This is a genomic window from Providencia sp. PROV156, assembly GCF_028480905.1.
Lineage (GTDB): Bacteria > Pseudomonadota > Gammaproteobacteria > Enterobacterales > Enterobacteriaceae > Providencia > Providencia hangzhouensis.
Genome location: NZ_JAMPPE010000008.1, coordinates 89148 through 113142 on the forward strand (window position 1 = coordinate 89148; position 23995 = coordinate 113142).

General features: G+C 40.4%; 22 protein-coding genes. 11 read left to right on the top strand and 11 right to left on the bottom strand.

All coding sequences use genetic code 11. The features are described from left to right. The first annotated feature begins 312 nt into the window (after positions 1-312). From PSF31_RS08055 to PSF31_RS08075, 5 genes are all read left to right on the top strand, one after another. Positions 313-987: a CsgG/HfaB family protein gene (locus PSF31_RS08055; protein ID WP_096864394.1), complete on the top strand. Its 675-nt coding sequence runs from the start codon at positions 313-315 to the stop codon at positions 985-987. Between the two features lie 9 nt (positions 988-996). Beyond that, positions 997-1350: a DUF4810 domain-containing protein gene (locus tag PSF31_RS08060; RefSeq protein WP_094961483.1), complete on the top strand. Its 354-nt coding sequence runs from the start codon at positions 997-999 to the stop codon at positions 1348-1350. Further along, positions 1347-2003, top strand: a complete 657-nt coding sequence (locus tag PSF31_RS08065) for a DUF799 domain-containing protein (protein WP_094961484.1) — start codon at positions 1347-1349, stop codon at positions 2001-2003. The genes PSF31_RS08060 and PSF31_RS08065 overlap by 4 nt, the downstream gene beginning before the upstream one ends. Positions 2004-2534: 531 nt before the next feature. Then, positions 2535-3938, top strand: coding sequence for a tryptophanase (locus PSF31_RS08070; RefSeq protein ID WP_004908186.1), 1404 nt, complete (start codon positions 2535-2537; stop codon positions 3936-3938). A gap of 63 nt (positions 3939-4001) precedes the next feature. After that, complete coding sequence (locus PSF31_RS08075) at positions 4002-5249, top strand: aromatic amino acid transporter (protein WP_036958033.1); 1248 nt, start codon at positions 4002-4004, stop codon at positions 5247-5249. Positions 5250-5340: 91 nt separating this feature from the next. On the opposite strand, the gene PSF31_RS08080 is transcribed toward PSF31_RS08075, so the two are convergent. Continuing rightward, complete coding sequence (locus PSF31_RS08080; RefSeq protein ID WP_096864395.1) at positions 5341-6318, bottom strand: energy transducer TonB; 978 nt, start codon at positions 6316-6318, stop codon at positions 5341-5343. A 20-nt stretch (positions 6319-6338) separates the two neighbouring features. After that, a complete protein-coding gene (locus PSF31_RS08085; protein WP_232062937.1) occupies positions 6339-8474 on the bottom strand; it encodes a TonB-dependent receptor in 2136 nt (711 codons plus the stop codon). 470 nt (positions 8475-8944) lie between these two features. Between PSF31_RS08085 and PSF31_RS08090 the strand changes: the two genes are divergently transcribed. Then, positions 8945-10501, top strand: coding sequence for a methyl-accepting chemotaxis protein (locus PSF31_RS08090; protein WP_096864397.1), 1557 nt, complete (start codon positions 8945-8947; stop codon positions 10499-10501). Between the two features lie 78 nt (positions 10502-10579). Here the strand turns inward: PSF31_RS08090 and fis are convergent, their stop codons facing one another. From fis to acuI, 9 genes are all read right to left on the bottom strand, one after another. Next, complete coding sequence (gene fis, locus PSF31_RS08095) at positions 10580-10876, bottom strand: DNA-binding transcriptional regulator Fis (RefSeq protein ID WP_004258438.1); 297 nt, start codon at positions 10874-10876, stop codon at positions 10580-10582. 7 nt (positions 10877-10883) lie between these two features. Then, positions 10884-11867: a tRNA dihydrouridine synthase DusB gene (dusB, locus tag PSF31_RS08100; RefSeq protein ID WP_004258432.1), complete on the bottom strand. Its 984-nt coding sequence runs from the start codon at positions 11865-11867 to the stop codon at positions 10884-10886. Between the two features lie 317 nt (positions 11868-12184). Continuing rightward, a complete protein-coding gene (gene prmA / locus PSF31_RS08105) occupies positions 12185-13069 on the bottom strand; it encodes a 50S ribosomal protein L11 methyltransferase (RefSeq protein WP_096864398.1) in 885 nt (294 codons plus the stop codon). 198 nt (positions 13070-13267) lie between these two features. Then, complete coding sequence (panF, locus tag PSF31_RS08110) at positions 13268-14728, bottom strand: sodium/pantothenate symporter (protein WP_096864399.1); 1461 nt, start codon at positions 14726-14728, stop codon at positions 13268-13270. Then, positions 14718-14960 (bottom strand): DUF997 family protein, encoded by a 243-nt coding sequence (locus PSF31_RS08115; protein WP_004258419.1) that lies wholly within the window; start codon positions 14958-14960, stop codon positions 14718-14720. Before PSF31_RS08115 ends, panF begins: the two co-directional genes overlap by 11 nt. A gap of 174 nt (positions 14961-15134) precedes the next feature. Next, entirely contained in the window at positions 15135-16481 is a 1347-nt protein-coding gene (accC, locus tag PSF31_RS08120) for an acetyl-CoA carboxylase biotin carboxylase subunit (protein ID WP_004258411.1), read from the bottom strand. A gap of 12 nt (positions 16482-16493) precedes the next feature. Continuing rightward, the gene (accB, locus tag PSF31_RS08125) at positions 16494-16964 is read right to left on the bottom strand and encodes an acetyl-CoA carboxylase biotin carboxyl carrier protein (protein WP_004258405.1); all 471 of its coding nucleotides are present in this window, start codon (positions 16962-16964) and stop codon (positions 16494-16496) included. Between the two features lie 18 nt (positions 16965-16982). After that, a complete protein-coding gene (gene aroQ / locus PSF31_RS08130) occupies positions 16983-17447 on the bottom strand; it encodes a type II 3-dehydroquinate dehydratase (protein WP_004258402.1) in 465 nt (154 codons plus the stop codon). 235 nt (positions 17448-17682) lie between these two features. Then, positions 17683-18663, bottom strand: a complete 981-nt coding sequence (gene acuI / locus PSF31_RS08135) for an acrylyl-CoA reductase (NADPH) (protein ID WP_096864400.1) — start codon at positions 18661-18663, stop codon at positions 17683-17685. A gap of 603 nt (positions 18664-19266) precedes the next feature. On the opposite strand from acuI, the gene PSF31_RS08140 reads away from it, so the two are divergent. The 5 genes from PSF31_RS08140 (at position 19267) to rng (ending at position 23985) form a co-directional block, all read left to right on the top strand. Then, a complete protein-coding gene (locus PSF31_RS08140; protein ID WP_004908213.1) occupies positions 19267-20310 on the top strand; it encodes a rod shape-determining protein in 1044 nt (347 codons plus the stop codon). An 84-nt stretch (positions 20311-20394) separates the two neighbouring features. After that, positions 20395-21363 carry a rod shape-determining protein MreC gene (gene mreC / locus PSF31_RS08145; protein WP_004258388.1) on the top strand — a complete coding sequence of 323 codons (969 nt, stop codon included), beginning with the start codon at positions 20395-20397 and terminating at the stop codon, positions 21361-21363. A gap of 44 nt (positions 21364-21407) precedes the next feature. Further along, a complete protein-coding gene (gene mreD, locus PSF31_RS08150; protein ID WP_004258382.1) occupies positions 21408-21896 on the top strand; it encodes a rod shape-determining protein MreD in 489 nt (162 codons plus the stop codon). A 35-nt stretch (positions 21897-21931) separates the two neighbouring features. Beyond that, on the top strand, positions 21932-22519 hold the full coding sequence (locus PSF31_RS08155; protein WP_096864402.1) for a Maf family protein: 588 nt from the start codon (positions 21932-21934) through the stop codon (positions 22517-22519). Beyond that, a complete protein-coding gene (rng, locus tag PSF31_RS08160; protein ID WP_004258373.1) occupies positions 22516-23985 on the top strand; it encodes a ribonuclease G in 1470 nt (489 codons plus the stop codon). Before PSF31_RS08155 ends, rng begins: the two co-directional genes overlap by 4 nt. Positions 23986-23995 lie beyond the last annotated feature (10 nt).

Below are 23995 nucleotides of genomic sequence, written 5' to 3' on the forward strand. Positions count from 1 at the left end.
ATTAGAAATATATAATAAAAATAAAAGAAATGTAGTTAATAATATATAGTATTAACTATAGATGATGATATTCAATATCATCATTAAAGATTACTAGCTAATTATTCTTTATAGATGTATTAATATTTAATCAACCATTTGATTAAATATTAGTAAACCTTGGTTACTTTATGAGTATTGCAGTCATTAAAAAACAAACTAAATGTCAGATAAAAAATAAGTAAGATTGACTAGACCCTACTTTTCATTTAATGCAAAATAGCAATGCAAAATTAATTCTAATTCTAATTTTATTTTAATTGAGATAGCTAAATGAATATATCCAAAATCAGCATTGCATCTATTCTTATTGCAAGTGCATTATTAAGTGGTTGTGCTAAAGAATCTTCTCGTTCTTTAGCCGTAGAAAAAGTTGCGACATATAATACTCAATATTCAGACCCAAAAAGCCCAATATCAATAGGGAAATTTGATAATCGTTCTAGTTATATGAATGGTATTTTCTCTGATGGGGTTGATCGTTTAGGTAATCAATCTAAAACCATTTTGATGACACATTTACAGCAAACGGGTCGTTTTAATGTATTAGACCGTGCAAATATGCAAGAACTTAAAGAAGAAGCTGGTATTAAAGGTCAGTCGCAACAGTTAAAAGGTGCAACTTATGTAATTACTGGTGATGTTACTGAATTTGGACGAAAAGAAGTTGGGGATCGCCAGTTATTCGGTATTTTAGGTCGTGGTAAATCACAAGTAGCGTATGCCAAAGTCAATTTAAACGTTGTTAATGTTCAAACATCTGAAGTGGTCTTTTCTTCACAAGGTGCTGGTGAATATGAATTATCAAATAGAGAAGTGATTGGTTTTGGTGGCACTGCCAGTTATGACTCAACATTGAATGGTAAAGTATTAGATTTAGCAATTAGGGAAGCGGTAAATAACTTAGTTTCTGGTATAGAAAGTGGTGCATGGCAGCCAGCTAAATAAGGAAATACGATGAAAATTAAATTATTGGCTATGGTAGCCGGCGTAATTTTATTAAATGGCTGCGCTAATGAACCCAAACCACTATATAACTGGGATGGTTATCAAACAACGGTCTACCAATATTACCAACAAACAGAAACTGGCCCTCAAGAACAAATTCAAGCTTTGAAAAAGAATTTGGAAATGAGCAAAGCAAAAGGTTTAGCAACTCCGCCAGGGTTGCATGCGCATTTAGGGTTATTGTATTCAACAACTGGAGCGGTTGATCTTGCAATGCAAGAATTTACTGCGGAAAAAGCATTGTATCCAGAATCTGCGGCTTACATGGATTTTCTCATGAAAAATAAAGGAAAAGTAAAATGAAACATTTACTTATAGTCTGCGGATTGGTGATGACATGGTTATTAACGGGATGTGCTCAGCCAACTAAAGTTGATTACACGGCATTTAATCAAAGTAAGCCTAAAAGTATTCTGGTGCTATTACCACAAAACAGTTCACCAGAAGTACAAGCAAGTCATGGTTTATTATCACAAGCGACTCTTCCTTTAGCTGAGGCTGGCTACTATGTTTTCCCTGTTGCTGTTGTTGAGGAAACATTTAAGCAAAATGGGATGACAAATGCAGGTGACATTCAAGCTGTTCCACCTGCAAAATTGCGCGAAATTTTTGGTAATGATGCCGTACTTTACTTGAATATCACTGAATACGGTACAAGTTATCAGGTTATTTCTAGTGATACTCGTGTCACTGCGGATGCGAAATTGGTTGACGCTAGAACAGGAACGTTATTATGGAGTGGCTCAGCGACTGCATCTAGTGCTGAAAATAATTCCTCGTCAAATGGTATTATTGGGGCGTTAGTATCTGCTGTTGTTAACCAAATCGTAGATACAATGACAGATAAAAGCTATGCAATTGCAGGTATAACAAGTGTCAGGTTATTATCTGCAGGTAAGCCTAATGGTATCTTATATGGGCCTAGATCGCCTAAATATGGTAAAGATGCTCAGTAATTATTAATTATTGAATAATGGGCAAAATAGAATAAAATATTTTGCCCATTTTATTTAAGTTAAATATTATTTAAGTGAAATTAACTTATTTAATTATCGTGTTACATTGTTTATACGTTTTTTAATTGGGATGATTAAACTAAAAATAATAATATTAAACTCTTATTTAATATATGGGTTAATACTGTGACTTGAATCAAGTTGTTCTAGTCTATCTCACTAATAGTGTGATATAGGTACAATATTATGACAATAGCAATTACTTTGGTAACCCAACTGTTATATATATAATAATAGTCGGTTGTACTAATTCCTCGTTGATAGGAGTCATAGTATGTTCTTGTTAAACGAATCACTTATATCAAGGTATTTCTTCTATATGAAGAAATGGTTCAATATTGATATTTCTTTAGCCTTCTTCTTTCCAAACAAATAACCTTTCTCTTTTCCTTTCTTAAAATTTTTTAACTTATTTAACTATAGGTTAGATCTCTAATATTTATTATTTAATGAAAAATTAAAGGTATTATCATGGCTAAAAGAATTGTAGAACCATTCCGTATTAAAATGGTAGAAAATATCCGTATTCCATCAAGAGAAGAACGTGAAGCGGCGTTAAAAGAAGCGGGATATAACCCATTCTTATTACCAAGTAGTGCAGTTTATATTGATTTATTAACTGACTCAGGCACCAATGCGATGAGTGACCACCAATGGGCAGCAATGATCACCGGTGATGAGGCATATGCAGGATCTCGTAACTATTATGATTTAAAAGATAAAGTGAAAGAGATGTTTGACTATGATTATGTCATTCCTGCTCACCAAGGTCGTGGTGCTGAAAATATGTTATTCCCTGTTTTATTAAAAGTAAAACAGGAACAAGGTGGAGCTAAAAAACCGGTCTTTATTTCTAATTTCCACTTTGATACAACAGCAGCTCATGTTGAATTAAACGGTTGTAAAGCAATTAATATTGTTACCGAAAAAGCCTATGACTCGGATACTTACGATGACTGGAAAGGCAATTTTGATATCCAAAAATTAAAAGATAATATTGCTGAGCATGGTGCAGAAAACGTAGTCGCAATTGTATCTACTGTAACTTGTAATAGTGCAGGCGGTCAGCCAGTATCAATGGCGAATTTGAAAGAAGTTTATGAAATAGCTAAACAGCATAATATCTTTGTTGTCATGGATTCTGCACGTTTCTGTGAAAATGCGTATTTTATTAAAGAGCGCGACCCTAAATATAAAAACTCGACTATTAAAGAAATTATTCTTGATATGTATAAATATGCTGATGCATTAACGATGTCAGCGAAAAAAGACCCATTATTAAATATTGGTGGGTTGGTTTGTATTAAAAATGACGAGAAAATCTTTACGCTGGCAAGACAACGCTGTGTACCAATGGAAGGCTTCGTGACCTATGGCGGTTTAGCGGGTCGTGATATGGCTGCAATGGTACAAGGTCTTGAAGAAGGGGCTGGAGAAGAATATCTACATTATCGTATTGGCCAAGTTAAATATTTAGGTGACCGCTTACGTGAAGGTGGAATTTCAATTCAATATCCTACAGGGGGACATGCCGTATTTGTCGATTGTAAAAAGCTGGTTCCTCATATTCCTGGTGATCAGTTCCCTGCCCAAGCGGTGATTAACGCACTTTATTTAGAATCAGGTGTCCGTGCGGTTGAAATTGGCTCATTTTTATTAGGGCGTGATCCTGAAACTGGTAAGCAAAAGCACGCAGATATGGAGTTTATGCGGTTAACCATTGCAAGACGTGTTTATACCAATGACCATATGGATTACATTGCAGATGCTCTGATTGGTTTAAAAGATAAATTTGCAACCCTCAAAGGGCTGGATTTTGAATATGAACCGCCAGTATTAAGACACTTTACTGCTAGATTAAAACCAATTAAATAATAGGTCGCTCGTATGGTTCCCGTGCAATGCGGGAACCTCATCCTTATTCTTAAGGTAAACACCATGAATAATTCGGCAGCCAAAAAAGAACCCTCCATAATGGTAGGGGGTTTTGTGCTAGGCGGTGCCATGATTGGGGCGGGGATGTTTAGCTTGCCTACTATTATGGCTGGAGCTTGGTTTATTAACTCTGTAGTTATCTTGTTAGTTGTTTGCTTTTTTATGTTTCATTCAGGGATTTATATTTTAGAATGTATATCGAAATATGGAGCAGGAACGAATTACTTTTTTATCTCTAAAGAATTATTACCCAGATGGGCATGCTATATTGCAAATATGGCATTAATATTTGTACTCTACATACTAATTTATGCCTATATATCAGCAGCAGGTTCAGTTATTAAAGAAGCTGCCGCCATTTACGGATACAATATTAATTTAAGATTAATATTTATTATTTTTACATTAATTCTAGGTGCGAGCATCTGGTGGAGTGGTGTAGGGGCAAGTCGTCTAACATCATTATTTTTATTCATTAAAATAATTCTGTTTATTTTAGCTTTCTCCGGTTTATTTTTTATCGTAAAAACAGATTTACTATTAACTTCCCCCGTTGAAGGAGGACAAACAGCGTTATTACCTTTTGTTTTTATTATTATTCCTTATGCAATTACTTCTTTTGGTTATCATGGGAATGTTTGTAGCTTGTATAAGCTGTATCATGAGAATGAAAGAAAGGTCGTTAAAAGTTGTGTTATCGGTTGTGTATTGGCATTGGTGCTCTATTTTCTCTGGATCATGGGGACAATGGGAAATCTACCACGGGCAGAGTTTTTAACAATTATTAATAAAGGCGGTAATTTAGACGCATTTATTGAATCATTATATGCAGTGCTGAATAGCAAAAATATTGCGACATTCTTACTGTGGTTTTCTATTAGTGCTGTATTCTGTTCATTCTTAGGTGTCGCAATTGGGTTATTTGATTACATTCTTGCTTCGCTAAATTTTAAAGATAACCCATCAGGTAGAATGAAATCTGCATTATTATGTTTCTTGCCTCCTCTTATTCTTTGCATGTTATTCCCAAATGGTTTTTTGATCGCAATAGCTTATGCAGGTATGGCGGCATGTATCTGGGCGATTATTTGCCCTGCAGTTATGGCATTAAAGGTAAGAGAGCGTTTTCCTGATTCGAGATTCAAAGTGTGGGGCGGAAAAGGGTTAATCTATGCCGTTATCGCCTTTGGAGTAGTCGGCATTATTTGCCAATTGTTAGCGCAGTTTAATTTGTTACCGATATACCGTTAATTTTTCAAAATACAAGCTGTAAAATAACTGAAAAGGTACAGTGAGGGTTCGCTGTACCTTTTTTCTATCCAACGATATGGCGGATTGTAGGCTAATATTGAAATATAACGGTTTTTTTAAAGTACATTTTAATATTTTGACCTTGATAAATAATGGGTTTAAAGGCCATTTTTTTAATTGCTTTAACCGCTTCTTCTCTAAAACCTAAATCAGGAATTTTGTTATTTAGTATTTCAACGGATTCAATTTGACCATCTAATCCAACTAATAACCGAATTTGCACTTTAACAACTTTTGTATAGCCTAAGGAACGAGCCTCTTTCGGATACCTAGGAGCCGCATCCTGTAAAATTGTATAGGAAATACCACTCGAACCGAGTGCGGTATAGCTGCCATCACCATTAGCAGCAAATTGGCTATTACCAGATAATCTATTATTCCCTTTACCACTTTGACCACTTTCTGAAGCTGATGGGCTTGTGGAAGATTGATTTTCAGCAGTTGAATGGAGTGGTATTTCTTTAGCTGCTTCTTGTGAGCCTTGCTGCGTTTCATGGCTTATCTTATTGGCAATAAGTTGATTTTCTGTGTTATTTTTAGTGTTATTGTTCAGTAGCTTACTTTGTTCTTTTGGCTTTTTCCCTTGTACGGACTGACTGATTTCCGGTTTTGTTTTTTCTTTTGTTTTTTGTGTGAGTAAAGGCGATTCAACCGTGTTATCAACGGGAATATTCACAGGAATCAATGAATTTTTAAGTTGAGTTTTTGAAGGTATTTCACTTTCATTAGGTTGAGACTTGCTCATCTGCTTCTGTTGGGAAGCAGCTTCAGCCCTTGAAGGGGATTCTGATATAACTTCATGTGATTGCACTTGTTTTTTATTACTCTGCTCTCCTGTGCCCCCTGAGGAGCCCATTTGTCCCCCTAGAGATAGAGTTATCGTTTCCACACCCTCGACTATAGGTACCGCCCTACCTGTTTGTAGGGCGATAAACATAATGGCAATAATATGGATAACGAGTGACAGTGCTAAAGCAAGTTTATAACGAAAAAACGGGTTTATAGTCACTGAAACATTTCCTGTTTTAATCAATAGGTAGCTTTAATGCCTGCAAAAAATGAGCGCTCATTTCCAGGAATTAATGAGCCATAACCTGCGGTAACATAGTCGTAGTAAGTTTTGTTCATTAAGTTAGTGACCCCGCCATATAATTCGATGTGTTCAATCGGCGCGTAACGAACACTGAGGTCAATGAGTTCACGTGATTTAACTACGCCATCTTCTTCTTTATTGGCATCAGAAAGGAAATTATTGTACGAACCATAATAGGTATACTGAATGTCTCCCGATAAATCATCGGTAAAATCGTATTTTACTTTTAGTTTAACGGAGTGCTCTGGCACTTTAGTTAAACCACTTTTCGTGTAATCAATGGTATTTTTGCCGTTTTCTTCCAAAAACTGGCGGCCATGATTGTTATAATCAGAACGTCCTCTGAGCCATGAATATGATTCTTGGAAGGTGAAATTACCGAGCGTTTGTTGGAAGTTAACATCGGCTCCCCAACGGCGAGTTTTCAACAAATTCATTGTCTTCGCATCATTGACACTAGTGAGATAAATACGATTTAGCTGGTTATTCGTATTAGATGTCCAGAATGTGATATTGACAGTACTAAATGCTAATTTATCTCTTAAACCGATCTCAAATAAGTCATATTTCTCATCTTCGGCCTTAGTCGGAGTATAAATTTTCTCACCATTAACGACAGATTGGTCGCTGATTTGCAAGCCATCGGGAAGGGTGTAGCCTCGTTCATATCGCCCATAAATTCGGCCAGTATCGCGATAAAGGTAAGCAAGAGAAAGTTCAGCTGCCGTATTCCAACGGTCTGAAGTGCCAGACCCATTTACTGTGCCACTTTTATCAAATGACCATTCCGACAATTCACGTCTCAACCCTTGGGTAAATACAAATTGATCTGATTTAAGACTGTTAAGAGCATAAATTGCCTTTGTTGTTTTATCATAATCAAAATTATGAGGAACCCCATAATATCGGCCTTTACTATCTTTTTTATAGCTCCCAATATAATGAATAGAAGCCTTTTGTTTGGCATAATCTACGCCAAAAAGTAGATTGCTATCATCGAGATAGCCGATATCTAATTTGATTTTTGTTCCGTGGCTTTTTTGATTAACTTTTTGTTCCCAGTTGGCATTATTAGTATAAAAACCATCAGTGTAGAAAACATCTGTAGCAAAATTGAGTTTTTCCGTAAATGCATTTTGGTAACTTAAATTATAGCTATCGACTTCGCGGTCACCGATCAAATAACCACTGATCGTTTTTTTAATTAGTTTACCATTCTCATCAATACCGACAGTGACGGTTTTGTCTGGTGGAACGTAGTCTTTACCATACTTTTTGATATTACGTGATGTGAGCGTTTTTACGTACTGAGAACTTTCAGTGAGATGACTTCCTCTCAACATGAGGCTTTGATCTGGAGTCAGATCCCATCTACCGCCTAGTGAATAATATTCTGAATTACGGTAGGTATCTTTATAGTAAAGATCACGGTTTAGTTTACTGGCAGTACCTAAAATTGAGAAGGTATCACTCACCCGAGCTCCCAAATTAGCATTTAAGCGATATCCTTCTGAGTTCCATTCAGATAAAACACTTGTTTTGGGATTAGCCATACTTCTCAGGTTTGACGTTATATTAATGACTCCACCTGCAGTCCCTGAGCCGTAAATAACGCTTCCGCCACCGGGAATGATTTCAATACGCTCAAGTTGTTCAACGGGAATAATATCGTAGTTAGTGGTATAAGGGTGATTTGCTAATGTGGTAATTGGAGCCCCATCGAGTAACACTTGTAGGTTACGTTGTGAGGTTTCAGCCCCTTGTCCCCGCAAGTCTATGTTGCCCTGCCCAGAGGTATCGACACTAATACCAGGAACAGATTTAAGCACATCAGAGATTGTGCGGTTTCCTTTGCCTTGAATATCTTCTTTTGAAATAACAATAATTTGCTTGGTATCTCGTAAACGTTCAATTTCAACATAGTCAGGTCGTGCATAGCTATCTTGTAGCTCAATTGCATCAGCAGCTTCTTGAAGCTGTGGTGATTCAAGCTCTTTATTGGTTGCATGAGTCGTAAAAGAAAGTGTTGATAAAATAATGAAACAAATAAAATTTGGCTTAAATTTAACCATATTGTTTCCAACGGAGGAAATGTTTTTCATTGGAGTAGGCTTGCCTTTTGTAATGATAATGCAAATGATAATCAATCTTATTATATTGTTATTGATTTCAAGATCAATTAATTTAAAACAATTTATAATATGGCTAATTATTTGATTTAAGTGGAAATAAATTGTTGACTTAGGCGGTATATCTTACTGAGTGGATAGTAACTTTTACGCTAGGTTAGGTGTGAAAATAGAGATAGGGGGACATTTACTCAGGTTGGATGCTCTCATTTAGCGATCTACTTCAAATTACTCAAATTAATTTCAAATTTTTAATTTTCCCTGATTCCCAAAATCAAATAGTAACCCTCTTGAAATGTAAGTATTTTTACCTATACCGAGTGCTGGTTAATCAAATCTAGGGATTAAAATATTTTTCTATAGCGCCGATAAAGTTAAATATTGTCAGATTATCCCACCAAAAGAGAAATTCTATGCAGAAACTTCGAAATTACTCAATTCGCACTGTGGTCTTCGTATTATTAAGTATTTTGTGTCTGATCTTGGGGGGAACGAATGTATACAGTGGTTGGTCATTATCACGTATTGCTGATGGAAATGATATTGATAGGCAATTGGTGCAACAAATGACCGTCCTTAGTCAAGGAAATGATCAGTATTTTCGTTTTGTCACACGACTAACTCGAGTCATGGAAAGTAAAAACCAAGGGAAAGATGTGGATTATGCCCCTGTAAAAGAAGCGATGTCCAATATGGGGAAATATTTAGAGCAAATGAAGTCGATTTCTCCTGGACCGATGGATCCTGAAGTATCAGATTTTGTGATCAATAATTGGCAATCGCTGCTAGATGATGGCGTCACGCCTCAACTCGCATTGAGTATGGACAACGATTCGGACAAATATTTAGCGCATGCCCATAATGTAACACCTGCATTAAGCCGAGCTTTTGGCGCTTCAATTCAGCAATTTAATCAGACGGCTGATGAATTGATCAGCCATACTCGGCAGAATGTTGATAGCGTGATAGATATTACACAAGTGGTCATGATCGTCACTGCAATATTAGGGATCTTCATGCTCATTTTTACGGATCGCTATATGGCAGAGATGATGCAAAAACCATTAGGGCTACTGAGGCAACATTTTACTCAAATTGCGAAAGGGGATTTAAGCCATCCTGTACAGCCATTCGGAAACAGCTGTGTAGGAAAATTATTTCCAATACTTGAAGGGATGAGAAAAGATTTAAGTGAATCGGTCAATACAATCCGACAAGGAAGTGAAAATATTTATCTGGGGGCAAGTGAGATTTCAAACGGTAATAGCGATCTTTCATCTCGAACAGAAGAGCAGGCCGCCGCTTTAGAAGAGACGGCTGCGAGTATGGAGGAAATTACCGCTGCAGTTCAACTGAATATGGAAAACACACACCAAGCTAATCAATTAGTAGGCGAAGCGTTCGTGGTCGCTAATAAAGGGAATAGCATTGTTGATTCTGTTGTCGTGACCATGACTGAAATCTTCCAAAGCTCACAAAAAATAGCAGATATTATCAACATGATTAACGATATTAGTTTTCAAACGAATATCTTAGCGCTCAATGCTTCTATCGAAGCGGCTCGTGCTGGTGTGCATGGACGCGGTTTTATGGTAGTCGCTGCAGAAGTGCGCAAGTTAGCGAGCCACAGTGCGGAAGCCGCGATGGAAATTGAACGGCTAATTGCCGATTCAGGAGCTTGCGTTCAAAAAGGAACAGGTTTGGTGAATGAAATGGGAAAAACGATGGAGAATATTTTACAGGGAATTAATGAGGTAACAGCAATTATGGAGCAAATCACCGTGGCTTCAGAAGAGCAGAGCAAAGGAATAGCCCAAGTTGGAGTCGCGATTACACAGATGGACGGCGTTACACAGCAAAATGCCTCTTTAGTTGAACAAGTGGCAACTGCAGCTAGTTCATTAGCGGGGCAAACGCAAGAATTACAACAAGCGGTTCAGCAGTTCAATTTATCCACACAAACGGTCTAGCACATTATTTTTGCAAATAAAAAGCCCTCACTGCATCACAGTGAGGGCTCACAAAAACACTGCATTAACCGACTAGGATTAGTTCATGCCGTATTTTTTCAGTTTCTTACGCAGAGTGCCGCGGTTGATACCCATCATCAGGGCTGCACGGGTCTGGTTTCCACGGGTATATTGCATAACCATGTCCAACAAAGGCTGTTCTACTTCAGCCAATACCAGCTCATATAAATCATTAACATCTTGATTATTTAATTGAGCAAAATAGTTCTTCAGTGCTTGCTTAACTGAGTCACGTAACGGTTTTTGAGTTACTTGATCTTGTGAATTTACAGTAGCAACGGTTAGTACGTCAGAATTTACGCGTTGTTCGAACATAGTTCTGTCAGCTCTTATCTTTATTTACGCAAAAATTTTCAAAAAATGCTTCCAACACCTCCAGCTGTTCGCTGGCATCCTCAATGGTGTTGAATGAGCGCCGAAACTGGTCATCAGGTGCATGTTCTTTTAAGTACCAAGAAACATGTTTGCGCGCTATACGGGCTCCTTTGCCTTGACCGTAAAAGTCGTGCAATTCCTGTACATGCGCTAGCATAATACGCTTTACCTCTGCCATTGGCATTGGTGGCAATATTTCACCTGTGTCCAGATAATGCTGGATTTCCCGGAAGATCCAGGGTCTTCCCTGAGCCGCTCTGCCTACCATCAAGGCATCCGCCCCTGTGTAGTCTAAAACAGCTCTGGCTTTTAGCGGGTCAGTAATGTCGCCATTGGCAATAACCGGAATGGTAACAGTCTGCTTAACTGCCCGAATATTGTCATATTCAGCTTCCCCATTAAACAGACAGGCTCTAGTTCTGCCATGAATAGTGAGAGCTTGAATGCCGCAATCTTCGGCCAATTTGGCAATCTCTATGCAGTTTCGCTCTTCAGGTGACCAGCCTGTGCGGATCTTAAGGGTGACAGGCACATCCACTGCTTTGACGACACCTTCAAGAATCGATTTAACGATGTCTGGATAGCGTAGTAGTGCAGAGCCTGCAAGCTTACGATTCACTTTTTTAGCTGGACAGCCCATGTTGATATCGATGATTTGAGCGCCACTCTCAACGTTGATTTGAGCCGCGGCAGCCATTTCATCGGGATCATTGCCAGCTATTTGCACGGAACGAACCCCAAGTTCATCGCGATGAACCATTCTGAGTCTAGATTTGTCGGTCTTCCAAACTTGAGGATTAGAAGAAAGCATCTCTGATACTGTCATCCCAGCACCCATGTCATAACAGAGTGACCTAAACGGTTTATCTGTAATACCTGCCATGGGGGCAGCAATAAGACAGTTTCTCAACTGATATTGTCCGATTCGCATAACTAAATGGGGGCCATACTGTGACTGCAAGGGCGCGTATATTACGCATTTTTTACGAGATATGAAAGGACAAACTTTGAGCAAACGGTTATTTATCACTAATTTTTTTATCTTGCATCTTTGCAATTATAAAATTAGTTATATTTAACAAATAGTTAAGTAGATATTATAACGATTTATTAAAATAACTGTTGTGCTGTTCAAATCTCGTGCAGAACAGATTATCGCCAGCTATTGAGCAATATTTGAGCTATAAGATAATCTATTCTGGCGTTGTTTTCAAAGAAATTATTCTCTAATTTTAATAAAAAAACTCATTAAAAATGCTTGACACCCGTAATCCTGCACCATTCTTCTTTTACAGCAACAGGGTCGATTTCAAAAGTTGAACGATAAGCGTCAGCCACTCCTTCTGCTTGAGTGGCGAGCACGCCAGAAAGACCTAATAACCCACCTGGGCTGGGTAGCACGCTAATCATCGGGGCGAGCTCACGCAATGGGCCTGCAAGGATGTTAGCAACCACGACATCAGCTTGTAAGTCATTAGGCTGGTCTTTTGGTAGGTATAGGGATAAACGCTCTGAAACACCGTTACGTTGCGCATTATCGCGGCTTGCAGTGATAGCTTGAGGGTCGATGTCGATCCCGATCGCATGAGCGGCACCTAATTTTAATGCGGCGATCGCTAAAATCCCAGATCCGCAACCAAAATCGATCACAGTTTTACCTTCTAGATCAAGGCCATCTAACCATTGGAGGCACAATGAGGTGGTTGGATGCGTGCCAGTACCAAAAGCGAGGCCAGGATCTAACATTACGTTGACTGCCGTTGGATCGGGCACATCGCGCCAACTTGGGCAGATCCACAAGCGTTCCCCAAAGCGCATCGGATGAAAGTTATCCATCCATTCTCTTTCCCAATCTTTGTCTTCTAATTGTTCGATTTTATGGATAAAACCTGGACTCAATATCGGACTATTTTCTAGTTGAGCGACGACAAATTTCATGTCGGTTTCTGCGTCATATAGACCGATAACATCGGTGTCACCCCAAAGGCGCGTTTCCCCCGGAAGCGGCTCAAAAACAGGAGTATCATGGCTGTCTTGAAAGGTGACAGACACAGCACCGCTTTCGATTAACTCATCGCCAAGGGCTTCGGCATCTTTTGCGGTTGAGTTTAGTCTTATTTGTATCCAAGGCATTGTTTTTTCTCTTCTAAAATGCTCGTCATTCTTCACGCCATAGCGTTGTTGTATGCGCTCACTAACCCTAGTCACATACTGGTGTATGCTCCTAGGGATTAGCTCGTTTGCCGCCTATCTATGACGCGAATTATCTAGAGCATTGCATTTGTTCATTTACATTAGGTAACGCCAAATTCACCTATCAGTAGATAGGAATCAGTGAGTGCTAGTTACCTGTTCGTTTGCTGGTGATTGTACTGGATTTTTGCCAAAAAGATTACCTAGAAGGAAGGCAATAAGACTAAAAATCAGTGATGGGACGATAGCGTGAAAGCCCATGATTTCAATTTTAAAACTTGCCAATATGGCATAACTGACGCCTCCGATGACCATACCACTGATAGCACCTGTTCCATTGGCTTTTTCCCAGTAGAGCCCGAGGACTAATGGCCACAAGAAAACAGCTTCTAAACCACCAAAAGCCAGTAAATTCAGCCAGATAATCATCTGAGGCGGGTTCCATGCTGCAACTAAAAGTAATGCACCTAAGACCAAAGTGGAAAGGCTAGAGATCCGTGCAAGACGCTTTTCATTTTTGATTTGTGTTGGCATGGTATTCAGATAGATATCTTTTACGATGGTTGCCGAGGACTGTAGTAGTTGTGCGTTGATCGTTGACATAATTGCGGCCATCGGTGCCGCTAAGAAAATTCCCGCTGCAAATGGTGGTAGAACTTGTACCATCAAAGTAGGGATCACTTGGTCTGGGATTGTGAGGTCAGGTAAAATTGCACGACCGAGAGCTCCCGCAAAGTGCATACCAAACATCAGTATCGCCATGACGATGGTTCCCAAAATAATACCTCGATGAACTGCTTTACTGTCTTTATATGAAATACAACGTACCGCAGTATGAGGTAAACCAATCACCCCAAAACAGACTAAAATCCAAAACGAAGCTAAAAATGGCCCGCTTAAAATGTCATCTGCACCTTCAGGCGAAACCAATTTTGGGTCTATGGTATGCATTTTTTCTATGGCTGCGGGTAAACCACCTGCATGGTAAATAATTGCAACCAGCAGGATCACCGTACCTAAAAGCATCACTAGGCCTTGCAGTGCGTCATTCAGGACGCTGGCTCTAAACCCACCAATTGCGGTATAGAGTGCGATAGATACCCCAAAAATTATTAACCCGTAAGTATATGGAATACCTGCTGCTGTTTCTAATAAGCGCGCACCACCAATAAATTGCACTGTCATCGCGCCAAAAAAGGCAATGAGTAGGCTAACACTGGCAAACCACACTAAAAACCGACTTTGGTAGCGTGCATACAGCATATCGTTGAGTGTAACGGCATTATAGCGACGCGCCAAAATAGCAAATTTTTTACCTAGCACGCCGAGGGAAAGCCAAATCGCGGGGAGTTGGATCATCGCCAATAGCACCCAACCTAGGCCATATTTATAGGCAGCTCCCGGTCCTCCAATAAAAGAACTCGCACTGATATAGGTTGCTGTGATGGTCATCGCAAGGACAAAGCCGCCCATTGAACGATTACCTAAAAAGTATTCATTTAAAAACTCGCCTTTTGTTCGTTTTTTATATGCATAAATGGATAGCAAAAAGACGAGAGCTAGGTAGCCGACGAGAGGCAGGAGAACTTCAATCTGCATCATTCTCCTCCAAAGAGATGTCTTTAAAAATCAGTTTAACCATCATAATGCAGAGCAAAATAAAAATGATGGGTAAGATGAGACAAGACCATTCAAACCACAGTGGTAGCCCTGTAATTCCAAGCGTGTTGTCCGGTAGGTAGGCACTAATAACCCAGCCGACCAGATAGGCGATAGTCAAATAAAATGACCAGCGCGCTTCTTTATTTGATTGAAGAAAACGTTTATCCACCCGTTATTCCCCTTCATTCCCATAAAAATAATCAGCAATTGTACGATAATCTGTGGACTGAGTGTGAAAAATACCAGAAGAAAAGTGCACTAAAGCGTATTTAACACAAAAAAATACCGTAACGCAGGGCGTTACGGTATCGATTGACGATAAGTTAAACAGGTTATCGCTGACTTATTCAGCAATACCCAGTTTTTTCTCTAAATAGTGGATATTAGTTCCACCTTTTTGGAAGTTTTCATCGTTCATAATCATTTGGTGCAATTCAATATTGGTTTTAATACCATCGACGATTAATTCGTTTAACGCATTTTTCATACGAGAAATAGCGATTTCACGAGTTTCACCATAGGTAATTAATTTACCAATCATTGAGTCATAATACGGAGGTACAGTGTAGCCTGCGTAAATATGAGATTCCCAACGTACGCCAAAACCACCAGGTGAGTGGAAACGGGTGATTTTACCCGGGCTTGGGATGAAAGTATTCGGGTCTTCTGCGTTGATACGGCACTCAACAGCATGGCCATGCACCACGATATCTTCTTGCTTCACAGATAATGGTAACCCAGAGGCAACACGCAGTTGCTCTTTAATTAAGTCTACACCAGTGATCATTTCAGTTACTGGGTGTTCAACTTGAATACGGGTATTCATTTCAATGAAGTAGAACTCACCGTTTTCGAATAAAAATTCGAAGGTACCTGCACCGCGATAACCGATTTCAATACATGCATTAGCACAGCGCTCACCGATATTACGGCGAATTTCAGGCGTAATACCCGGTGCTGGTGCTTCTTCAACCACTTTTTGGTGGCGACGTTGCATTGAACAGTCACGCTCAGCCAAGTAAACCGCATGGCCTTGGCCATCAGCCATGACTTGAATTTCAATATGACGTGGGTTTTCAAGGAATTTTTCCATGTAAACCATATCATTATTAAAAGCGGATTTCGCTTCAGCACGTGTCAGGTTGATCGAAGATTCTAAATCTTTCTCATTGCGTACCACACGCATACCACGACCACCACCACCACCAGATGCTTTGATGATGACAGGGAAGCCGATACGTTTTGCGATGGCTTTATTTTTTTCAGTGTCGTTCCCTAATGGGCCATCAGAACCCGGAACACAAGGTACACCGGCTTTTTTCATCGCGTTAATTGCAGAAACTTTATCACCCATTAGGCGGATGGTTTCAGCTTTTGGACCGATAAAAACAAAACCAGAGTTTTCAACTTGTTCTGCAAAATCTGCGTTTTCAGCCAAGAAACCATATCCTGGGTGAATCGCTTGAGCACCTGAAATTTCCGCTGCGGAAATAATCGCAGGGATATTTAAGTAACTTTTCGCTGATGCTGCTGGGCCGATACAAATTGTTTCATCAGCCAGTAACACGTGTTTTAGATCGCTATCTGCCGTAGAGTGAACCGCTACTGTTTTGATGCCGAGTTCTTTACAGGCACGCAAAATACGTAATGCGATTTCTCCGCGGTTAGCAATAACAATTTTTTCCAGCATGGAAACGCCTCGTTATTCGATGACAACTAATGGCTCGTCAAATTCTACTGCATCACCGTTTTGCAACAGAATGGCTTTAACAACGCCTGCTTTATCTGCTTCGATTTGGTTCATCATTTTCATCGCTTCAACGATGCAAAGTGGGTCACCAACGCTGACCGTTTGACCAATCTCAACGAATGGTTTCGCTTCAGGGCTTGGTGCGCGGTAGAAAGTACCGACCATTGGTGAGCGAACCTGGTGACCTGCAACTGCAGCAGGTGCAGCTGGCGCTACCATAGCTTCAGATGGTGCAACCGCATTAGCCAGAGCAGGTTGTTGTGCAACCGGTGCTGAGTAATATTGTTGAGGTGCAGCCATAACCTGGGAAGCAGGTGAAACGCGGCTGATACGTACTGACTCTTCACCTTCAGAAATTTCCAGTTCAGAAATGCCAGACTCTTCGACCAGCTCGATCAGCTTTTTAATTTTACGAATATCCATGGATATGATTCCGTACTCTTATATTTGGATTGAATTAATTAGGCGCAGACGGTTAACCGCTGCCTGTAAAGCAAAACTATAACCATCAGCACCTAGACCACAAATTACACCGATTGCTTTATCGGAGAAATAAGAATGTTGGCGAAATGATTCCCTAGCGTGCACATTAGACAAGTGGATCTCGATAAACGGGATACTCACCGCGAGTAATGCATCACGTAGTGCAACACTGGTATGTGTGAATGCAGCCGGATTGATGAGAATAAAATCAACATCATGACGTGCAGCATGAATTTTATCGATTAGTTCAAATTCTGCGTTTGACTGAAAATGACTCAGTTTTACCCCTAACTGACTAGCCTCTGACTCCAGCTTGGATACGATATCGGCAAGAGTTTGGTTGCCGTATTTATCGGGTTCCCGTGTACCTAGCAGGTTTAGGTTTGGCCCATTCAAGAGTAAAATGTGAATATCTTCTGCCATTATGCTGCTAACTCCGACGATATTATCAATAGCCCGACAACATAACGCGATGCTAAGCGTTTGTCATCTTTTATCATAAAAATAAATGGATTTTCTACTGACAAGGTTCGTCATTATAATTATTTCGTGACATATAGCAGCAAAATACTGGTCTTATCAGAGAAAATACCCGAATTTATTTTAGAAAATGTGCGGTAATCCCTATTTAGGCGAAAGTACCGCAATAAATTGGTGACTAACCTCGCAGGTTAACTAGCGTACGCCCAGTCACTTCATTTTTTAAGAGTTTTTTTGCATATTCGACAGAATCTTCTAATTTAATCTCACTGCTGACTTGCTCATAGAAAGACGGAGGTAGAAGTTCCGCGAGTCGTTGCCATACTTTAGGGCGATTTGCGGCAGGGTAGTAAACCGAATCTACACCTTGTAGGCGGACATTACGTAAAATAAATGGCATGACACTGGTTGGTAAGTCGAAGCCACCCGCTAAGCCGCAGGCGGCAACAGTCCCATTATAGTGTGTTTGCGCAAGAATATTAGCGAGTAATTCACCACCTACTGTATCAATCGCACCCGCCCACAACTGTTTGTCTAATGGTTTAGCAGGATGAGTGAAATCACTACGAGGTAATACCCTCTTGGCACCTAAACTTTGCAGGTAGCTGCTGTTTTCTTCACGACCTGAAATCGCGACAACCTCATAACCTAATAAAGAGAGTAATTGCACGGCAGTACTACCAACACCACCGCTTGCACCACTTACGATGACTTCGCCTTTATCAGGAGTCACACCAGCTTCTTCTAGGGCATTTACGCAGAGCATTGCTGTAAAGCCGGCGGTGCCAATAACCATCGCTTGTTTTAAGGACAAATTTTCTGGAAGAGGGGTTAAATACTTTGCGGGGACTCTTGCTTGAGAGGCTAACCCGCCCCAATGCGTTTCACCCACCCCCCATCCAGTCAGTAGTACATGTTGGCCAACTTGGAAACGAGGGTCTTCACTGTGGTGGATCACACCTGAAAAATCGATGCCGGGTACCATCGGGTATTGGCGAACAACGCCCGCTTTTCCACAAATAGCTAATGCATCTTTATAATTAAGTGTAGACCAATAAATATCGACTATAATATCTCCGGCTGGAAGCATTTCTGTAGTTAATGGTTGAATGCCAGAGACGATTTTTTCGTCAGTTTGTTGTAGGACGAGAGCTTTCATCTTTCACTCCTATATAATGATTAAATATGTATTTTGAAAATGACTAAAATTTGAGTGTATTTCATTGACGTAGTAACAGTATTTAAGCTATTAATATTGTAATTAATTTGTAAAAATTTATTTTTTTCTGGCATAAATAGGCTTTTATCATGCAAAATATCGCATCTTGACGGATTCATTTTGCATATTGACATAAATTTGCCGCGTTTCTGGTAGATAATAGAGCGAACACTCAGCGAATTCACCCAATTTGTATTGGAAATAGCCAGTGTGTAGCAATAATAAAAAGAACTAAATAATATTTGAACTTGTTGCCATAATAACTTGTCACACTGGGAAGAAAAAGATGGAGTATATAACAACCAAAGAATAGGTGTTTTTTTGTGTGATTTTATCCTGTAGGTAAATAATACAATTAATATCTGTTTTTGGGGTTTTTATCTGCTTCGTTTAGATAAGAAGCATGTACAGTACGGTACGTGAAAAATAGATGAATTAACCATATTTTAGAAGCAGCTCATTAACGCCTTGAGACCGCTTCAAGTGGTTGGTAGAGTAGACGGGTTTAAATTCGTCCCCAGCTTGCAGGATAACTCTTTCGTTATGTTTAAAAAATTTCGTGGCATGTTTTCTAATGACTTGTCTATTGACTTGGGTACGGCCAATACCCTTATTTATGTCAAAGGACAAGGCGTAAAATTAAATGAACCCTCTGTAGTTGCTATTCGTCAAGACCGCTCTGGATCGCCAAAAAGCGTTGCTGCTGTCGGTGGTGAAGCGAAGCAGATGCTGGGACGTACACCAGGTAATATTTCGGCAATCAGGCCAATGAAAGACGGTGTTATCGCCGACTTTTTCCTGACTGAAAAAATGTTACAACACTTCATCAAACAAGTTCATAGCAACAGTTTTTTACGCCCAAGTCCGCGAGTCCTTGTTTGTGTCCCTGTTGGTGCAACACAAGTTGAACGTAAAGCCATTCGTGAGTCAGCGTTAAGTGCGGGCGCACGGGAAGTCTTCTTAATTGAAGAACCTATGGCCGCAGCTATTGGTGCCGGGTTACCTGTATCAGAAGCAACAGGCTCAATGGTTGTTGATATTGGTGGTGGTACTACAGAAGTCGCTGTTATTTCGTTAAATGGCGTTGTTTACTCTTCATCTGTACGCATTGGTGGTGACCGTTTCGATGAGTCCATCATTAACTATGTACGTCGTAACTATGGCTCACTGATAGGTGAAGCGACAGCAGAACGCATCAAGCATGGAATTGGTTCTGCATTCCCAACAGATGAAGTTTACGAGATTGAAGTTCGCGGCCGTAACCTTGCGGAAGGTGTACCACGCGGATTTAAGATGAACTCCAATGAAATTTTAGAAGCATTGCAAGAACCGCTTACAGGAATTGTCAGCGCAGTCATGCTAGCACTTGAACAGTGTCCTCCTGAATTGGCCTCAGATATCTCAGAGCGCGGTATGGTCTTAACCGGTGGTGGCGCGCTTCTTCGTAATTTAGATCGCTTATTGATGGAAGAAACTGGTATCCCAGTTATCGTTGCTGAAGATCCTCTAACTTGTGTCGCTCGTGGTGGCGGTAAAGCGTTAGAAATGATTGATATGCACGGTGGCGACCTGTTTAGCGAAGACTAAATGGCCTTTTAGAAACAGTTGGGGCTGTCCCCAACTGTTTTGACTATTTTTTGTTCCTCTGACATTAGTGAAACTTAGCCACACATGAAGCCAATTTTTAGGCGAGGTCCATCCCTACAGCTACGCATTTTTATTGCGGTAATCATTGCACTTGTACTGGTGGTGATTGACCATCGCTTTGAGCCTTTCAATAAAGTCCGTAACTACTTAGACACGGCGGTTAGCCCATTCTATTTTTTAGCCAATGGCCCACGTCAATTTCTAGATAATATCTCCGAAAGCTTCTCTTCAAGAGAACAATTGCAATTCGAAAATAAAGCCTTACGCCAAGAGCTATTACTGAAAAAAGCGGACAACTTGCTTTTAGAACAACTTAAGCAGGAAAATGCGCGGTTAAGGGAGTTACTTGGTTCGCCACTTCGTCAAGATGAACACATGATGGTCACGCAAGTTATTTCAGGCGCGAATACGCCATATCGTGACCAAGTGGTTATAGACAAGGGCAGTAATGAAGGCGTTTATGAAGGGCAGCCCGTTATTAGTGATAAAGGCGTAGTTGGTCAAGTGGTTGGGGTTAGTAACTTTAATAGTCGTGTTCTGTTAATTTGCGACACTACCCATGCACTGCCAGTACAAGTATTACGTAATGATGTCCGTGTTATTGCTGCAGGCTCTGGATGTGCTGATGATATCCAATTAGAACCGTTGCCTGAAAATACCGATATTCGTGTTGGTGATGTCCTTGTCACGTCAGGGTTAGGAGGGCGTTTCCCCGAAGGTTATCCTGTAGGGGTGGTCTCTGCCGTAAAACACGACACACAACGTGCTTATACTATTATCAGCGCGAAGCCGAGTGCCGAATTGCAGCGTTTACGCTACCTTCTGCTACTATGGGGAAATGATAGCGACCCTAAAACGCCACTACAGCCTTCGGAAGTTTATCGTGCAGCAAATGAACGATTAATGAAAGTATTGCCGCAAGTGTTACCTAATCCGAATGAAATTCAGGGGCCTCCATTGCCACCATCAATGGCTCCGACGTCACAACCATAAGTAGAGGAAACACAGTATGGTTATGGGCAAGAGAGTAAATTAGCATGGATGAGTATCGCGGAAATGGCCGTGCCATCATTTGGTTATCGTTTTTTATTGCGTTGATTTTACAAGTCATGCCTTGGCCGGAACAACTCAGTTTTTACCGGCCATCATGGCTTCTGTTGATTCTCACTTATTGGGTGATGGCATTACCACACCGAGTGAGTGTTGGCACGAGTTTTATTTTAGGGATTATCGTAGATTCCATTCAGGGCTCTGCACTGGGAGTGCATGCTCTTTCTTTTAGCATTATTTGCTATCTCGTCTCTTATAAACACCAATTGTTGCGTAATATGGCGTTGTGGCAGCAAGCTCTGGTGATTATGTTACTCACTATCATTCAAGATCTTGCTGTTTTTTGGGCTGAATTTCTATCATCACAAGTATTATTCCACCCGCAAGTATTTTGGAATAGCTTAGTGAATGGTATTCTATGGCCATGGCTCTTTTTGCTTTTACGTAAAATTCGTCGGCAATTTTCAGTATGTTAGGGTGTTAGTTGTCGGTCTGACTGGGAATACAGTTTATGTGTTTAATTTATCTTGCGTCCGGCTCACCCCGTCGACGTGAACTTGTTCAGCAACTTAATTATACCTTTGAGGTTTTACGTCCAGAGGTAGAAGAACAGTGGCAGGAGGGGGAGTTGCCTCAAGACTATGTTCAACGTCTTGCACGAGATAAATCTTTAGCTGGTGTTGCGATTGCACCCGATAATCAACCGGTTTTGGGCGCAGATACAATCGTTGTTCTCGCAGGGGAAATTTTAGAAAAACCGCGAGATAATCAGCACGCAGAAGAGATGCTAAGTGCATTATCAGGAAAAACCCATCAAGTCATGACGGCTATTGCCTTATCCAACCGTCAACAGACAATGCAGTCACTAATTGTGACAGATGTGACATTCCGCGAGTTATCTTTAATCGAAATACGGGACTATATACAATCTGGTGAGCCAATGGATAAGGCAGGCGCTTATGGAATACAAGGAATTGGTGGGCGTTTTATACGTAAAATTAATGGCAGCTACCATGGGGTTGTTGGTTTACCACTGGTTGAAACAGACGAGCTAATTCAGCGATTTTTAGCGTTAAGTGATGGTAAGGGGAAGTCATGACTGCGGAACTATTAGTAAACATTACGCCATCTGAAACGCGCGTTGCTTATATTGATGGTGGGATATTACAAGAAATTCATGTTGAACGAGAAGCAAAAAGAGGGCTAGTAGGGAATATTTACAAAGGCCGTGTGAGCCGTGTCTTACCGGGGATGCAGGCGGCCTTTGTTGATATTGGTCTAGATAAAGCAGCTTTTTTGCATGCTTCTGACATTATGCCTCATACGGAATGTATTGCGGGTGATGAACAAAAAAACTTTCATGTCAGGGATATTGCGGAGCTCGTTAAGCAAGGACAAGATTTAATCGTCCAAGTTGTTAAAGACCCCCTTGGTACCAAAGGTGCTCGCCTAACTACGGATATTACACTCCCTTCTCGCTATTTGGTCTTTATGCCAGGAGCTTCCCATGTGGGAGTTTCACAACGTATTGAAAGTGAAGATGAAAGAGAACGCCTAAAAGAGTGTGTTTCACAGTATTGTGATGAAAATGGGGGCTTTATCATTCGTACGGCAGCAGAAGGGGTCGGGGAAGAGGAAGTTAAACAGGATGCTGCATTCTTAAAACGCCTGTGGGCAAAAGTGATTGAACGAAAAAAACGCAATGTGACTCGCACTAAAATTTATGGTGAATTAGCACTTGCTTACCGCATTATTCGTGATTTTGCCGGCGCTCACCTTGATCGCATTCGTGTTGACTCTCGTTTGACCTATACTCAATTACAAGAATTTATCGAAGAGTATGTGCCAGAAATGACAGCTAAGCTCGAACTCTATCAAGGGAATCAGCCGATATTTGACTTGTTTGACGTTGAAAACGAAATTCAGCGAGCAATGGACCGAAAAGTGGAGCTAAAATCAGGTGGTTATTTGATTATAGACCAAACTGAAGCCATGACGACCATTGATATTAATACGGGCGCATTTGTTGGGCACCGTAATCTTGAAGAAACTATCTTTAATACCAATATCGAAGCAACCCAAGCGATAGCAAGGCAACTGCGTTTACGCAACTTAGGCGGCATTATTATTATTGATTTTATTGATATGGCTGACCCGGAACATCGCCGCCGTGTATTAGCGTCATTAGAGCAGGCATTGAGTAAAGATAAAGTTAAAACAACCATTAATGGTTTTTCGCAACTGGGCTTAGTCGAAATGACGCGTAAGCGTACAAGAGAAAGCTTAGAACACGTATTATGTGATGATTGCCCGACTTGCCAAGGGCGCGGAACCGTTAAGTCGGTAGAAACGGTATGTTATGAAATTTTACGTGAAATAGTTCGTGTTCACCGTACTATCGATGCAGATAGGTTCTTAGTTTATGCATCCCAAGCGGTGGTTGATGTCCTTAAAGGGGATGAGTCACACGCCCTTGCAGAAGTTGAAATTTTTGTTGGAAAGCAAGTTAAAGTTCAGACTGAACCTCTTTACAGTCAGGAACGTTTTGATGTCGTAATGATGTAAAAGGAGATTT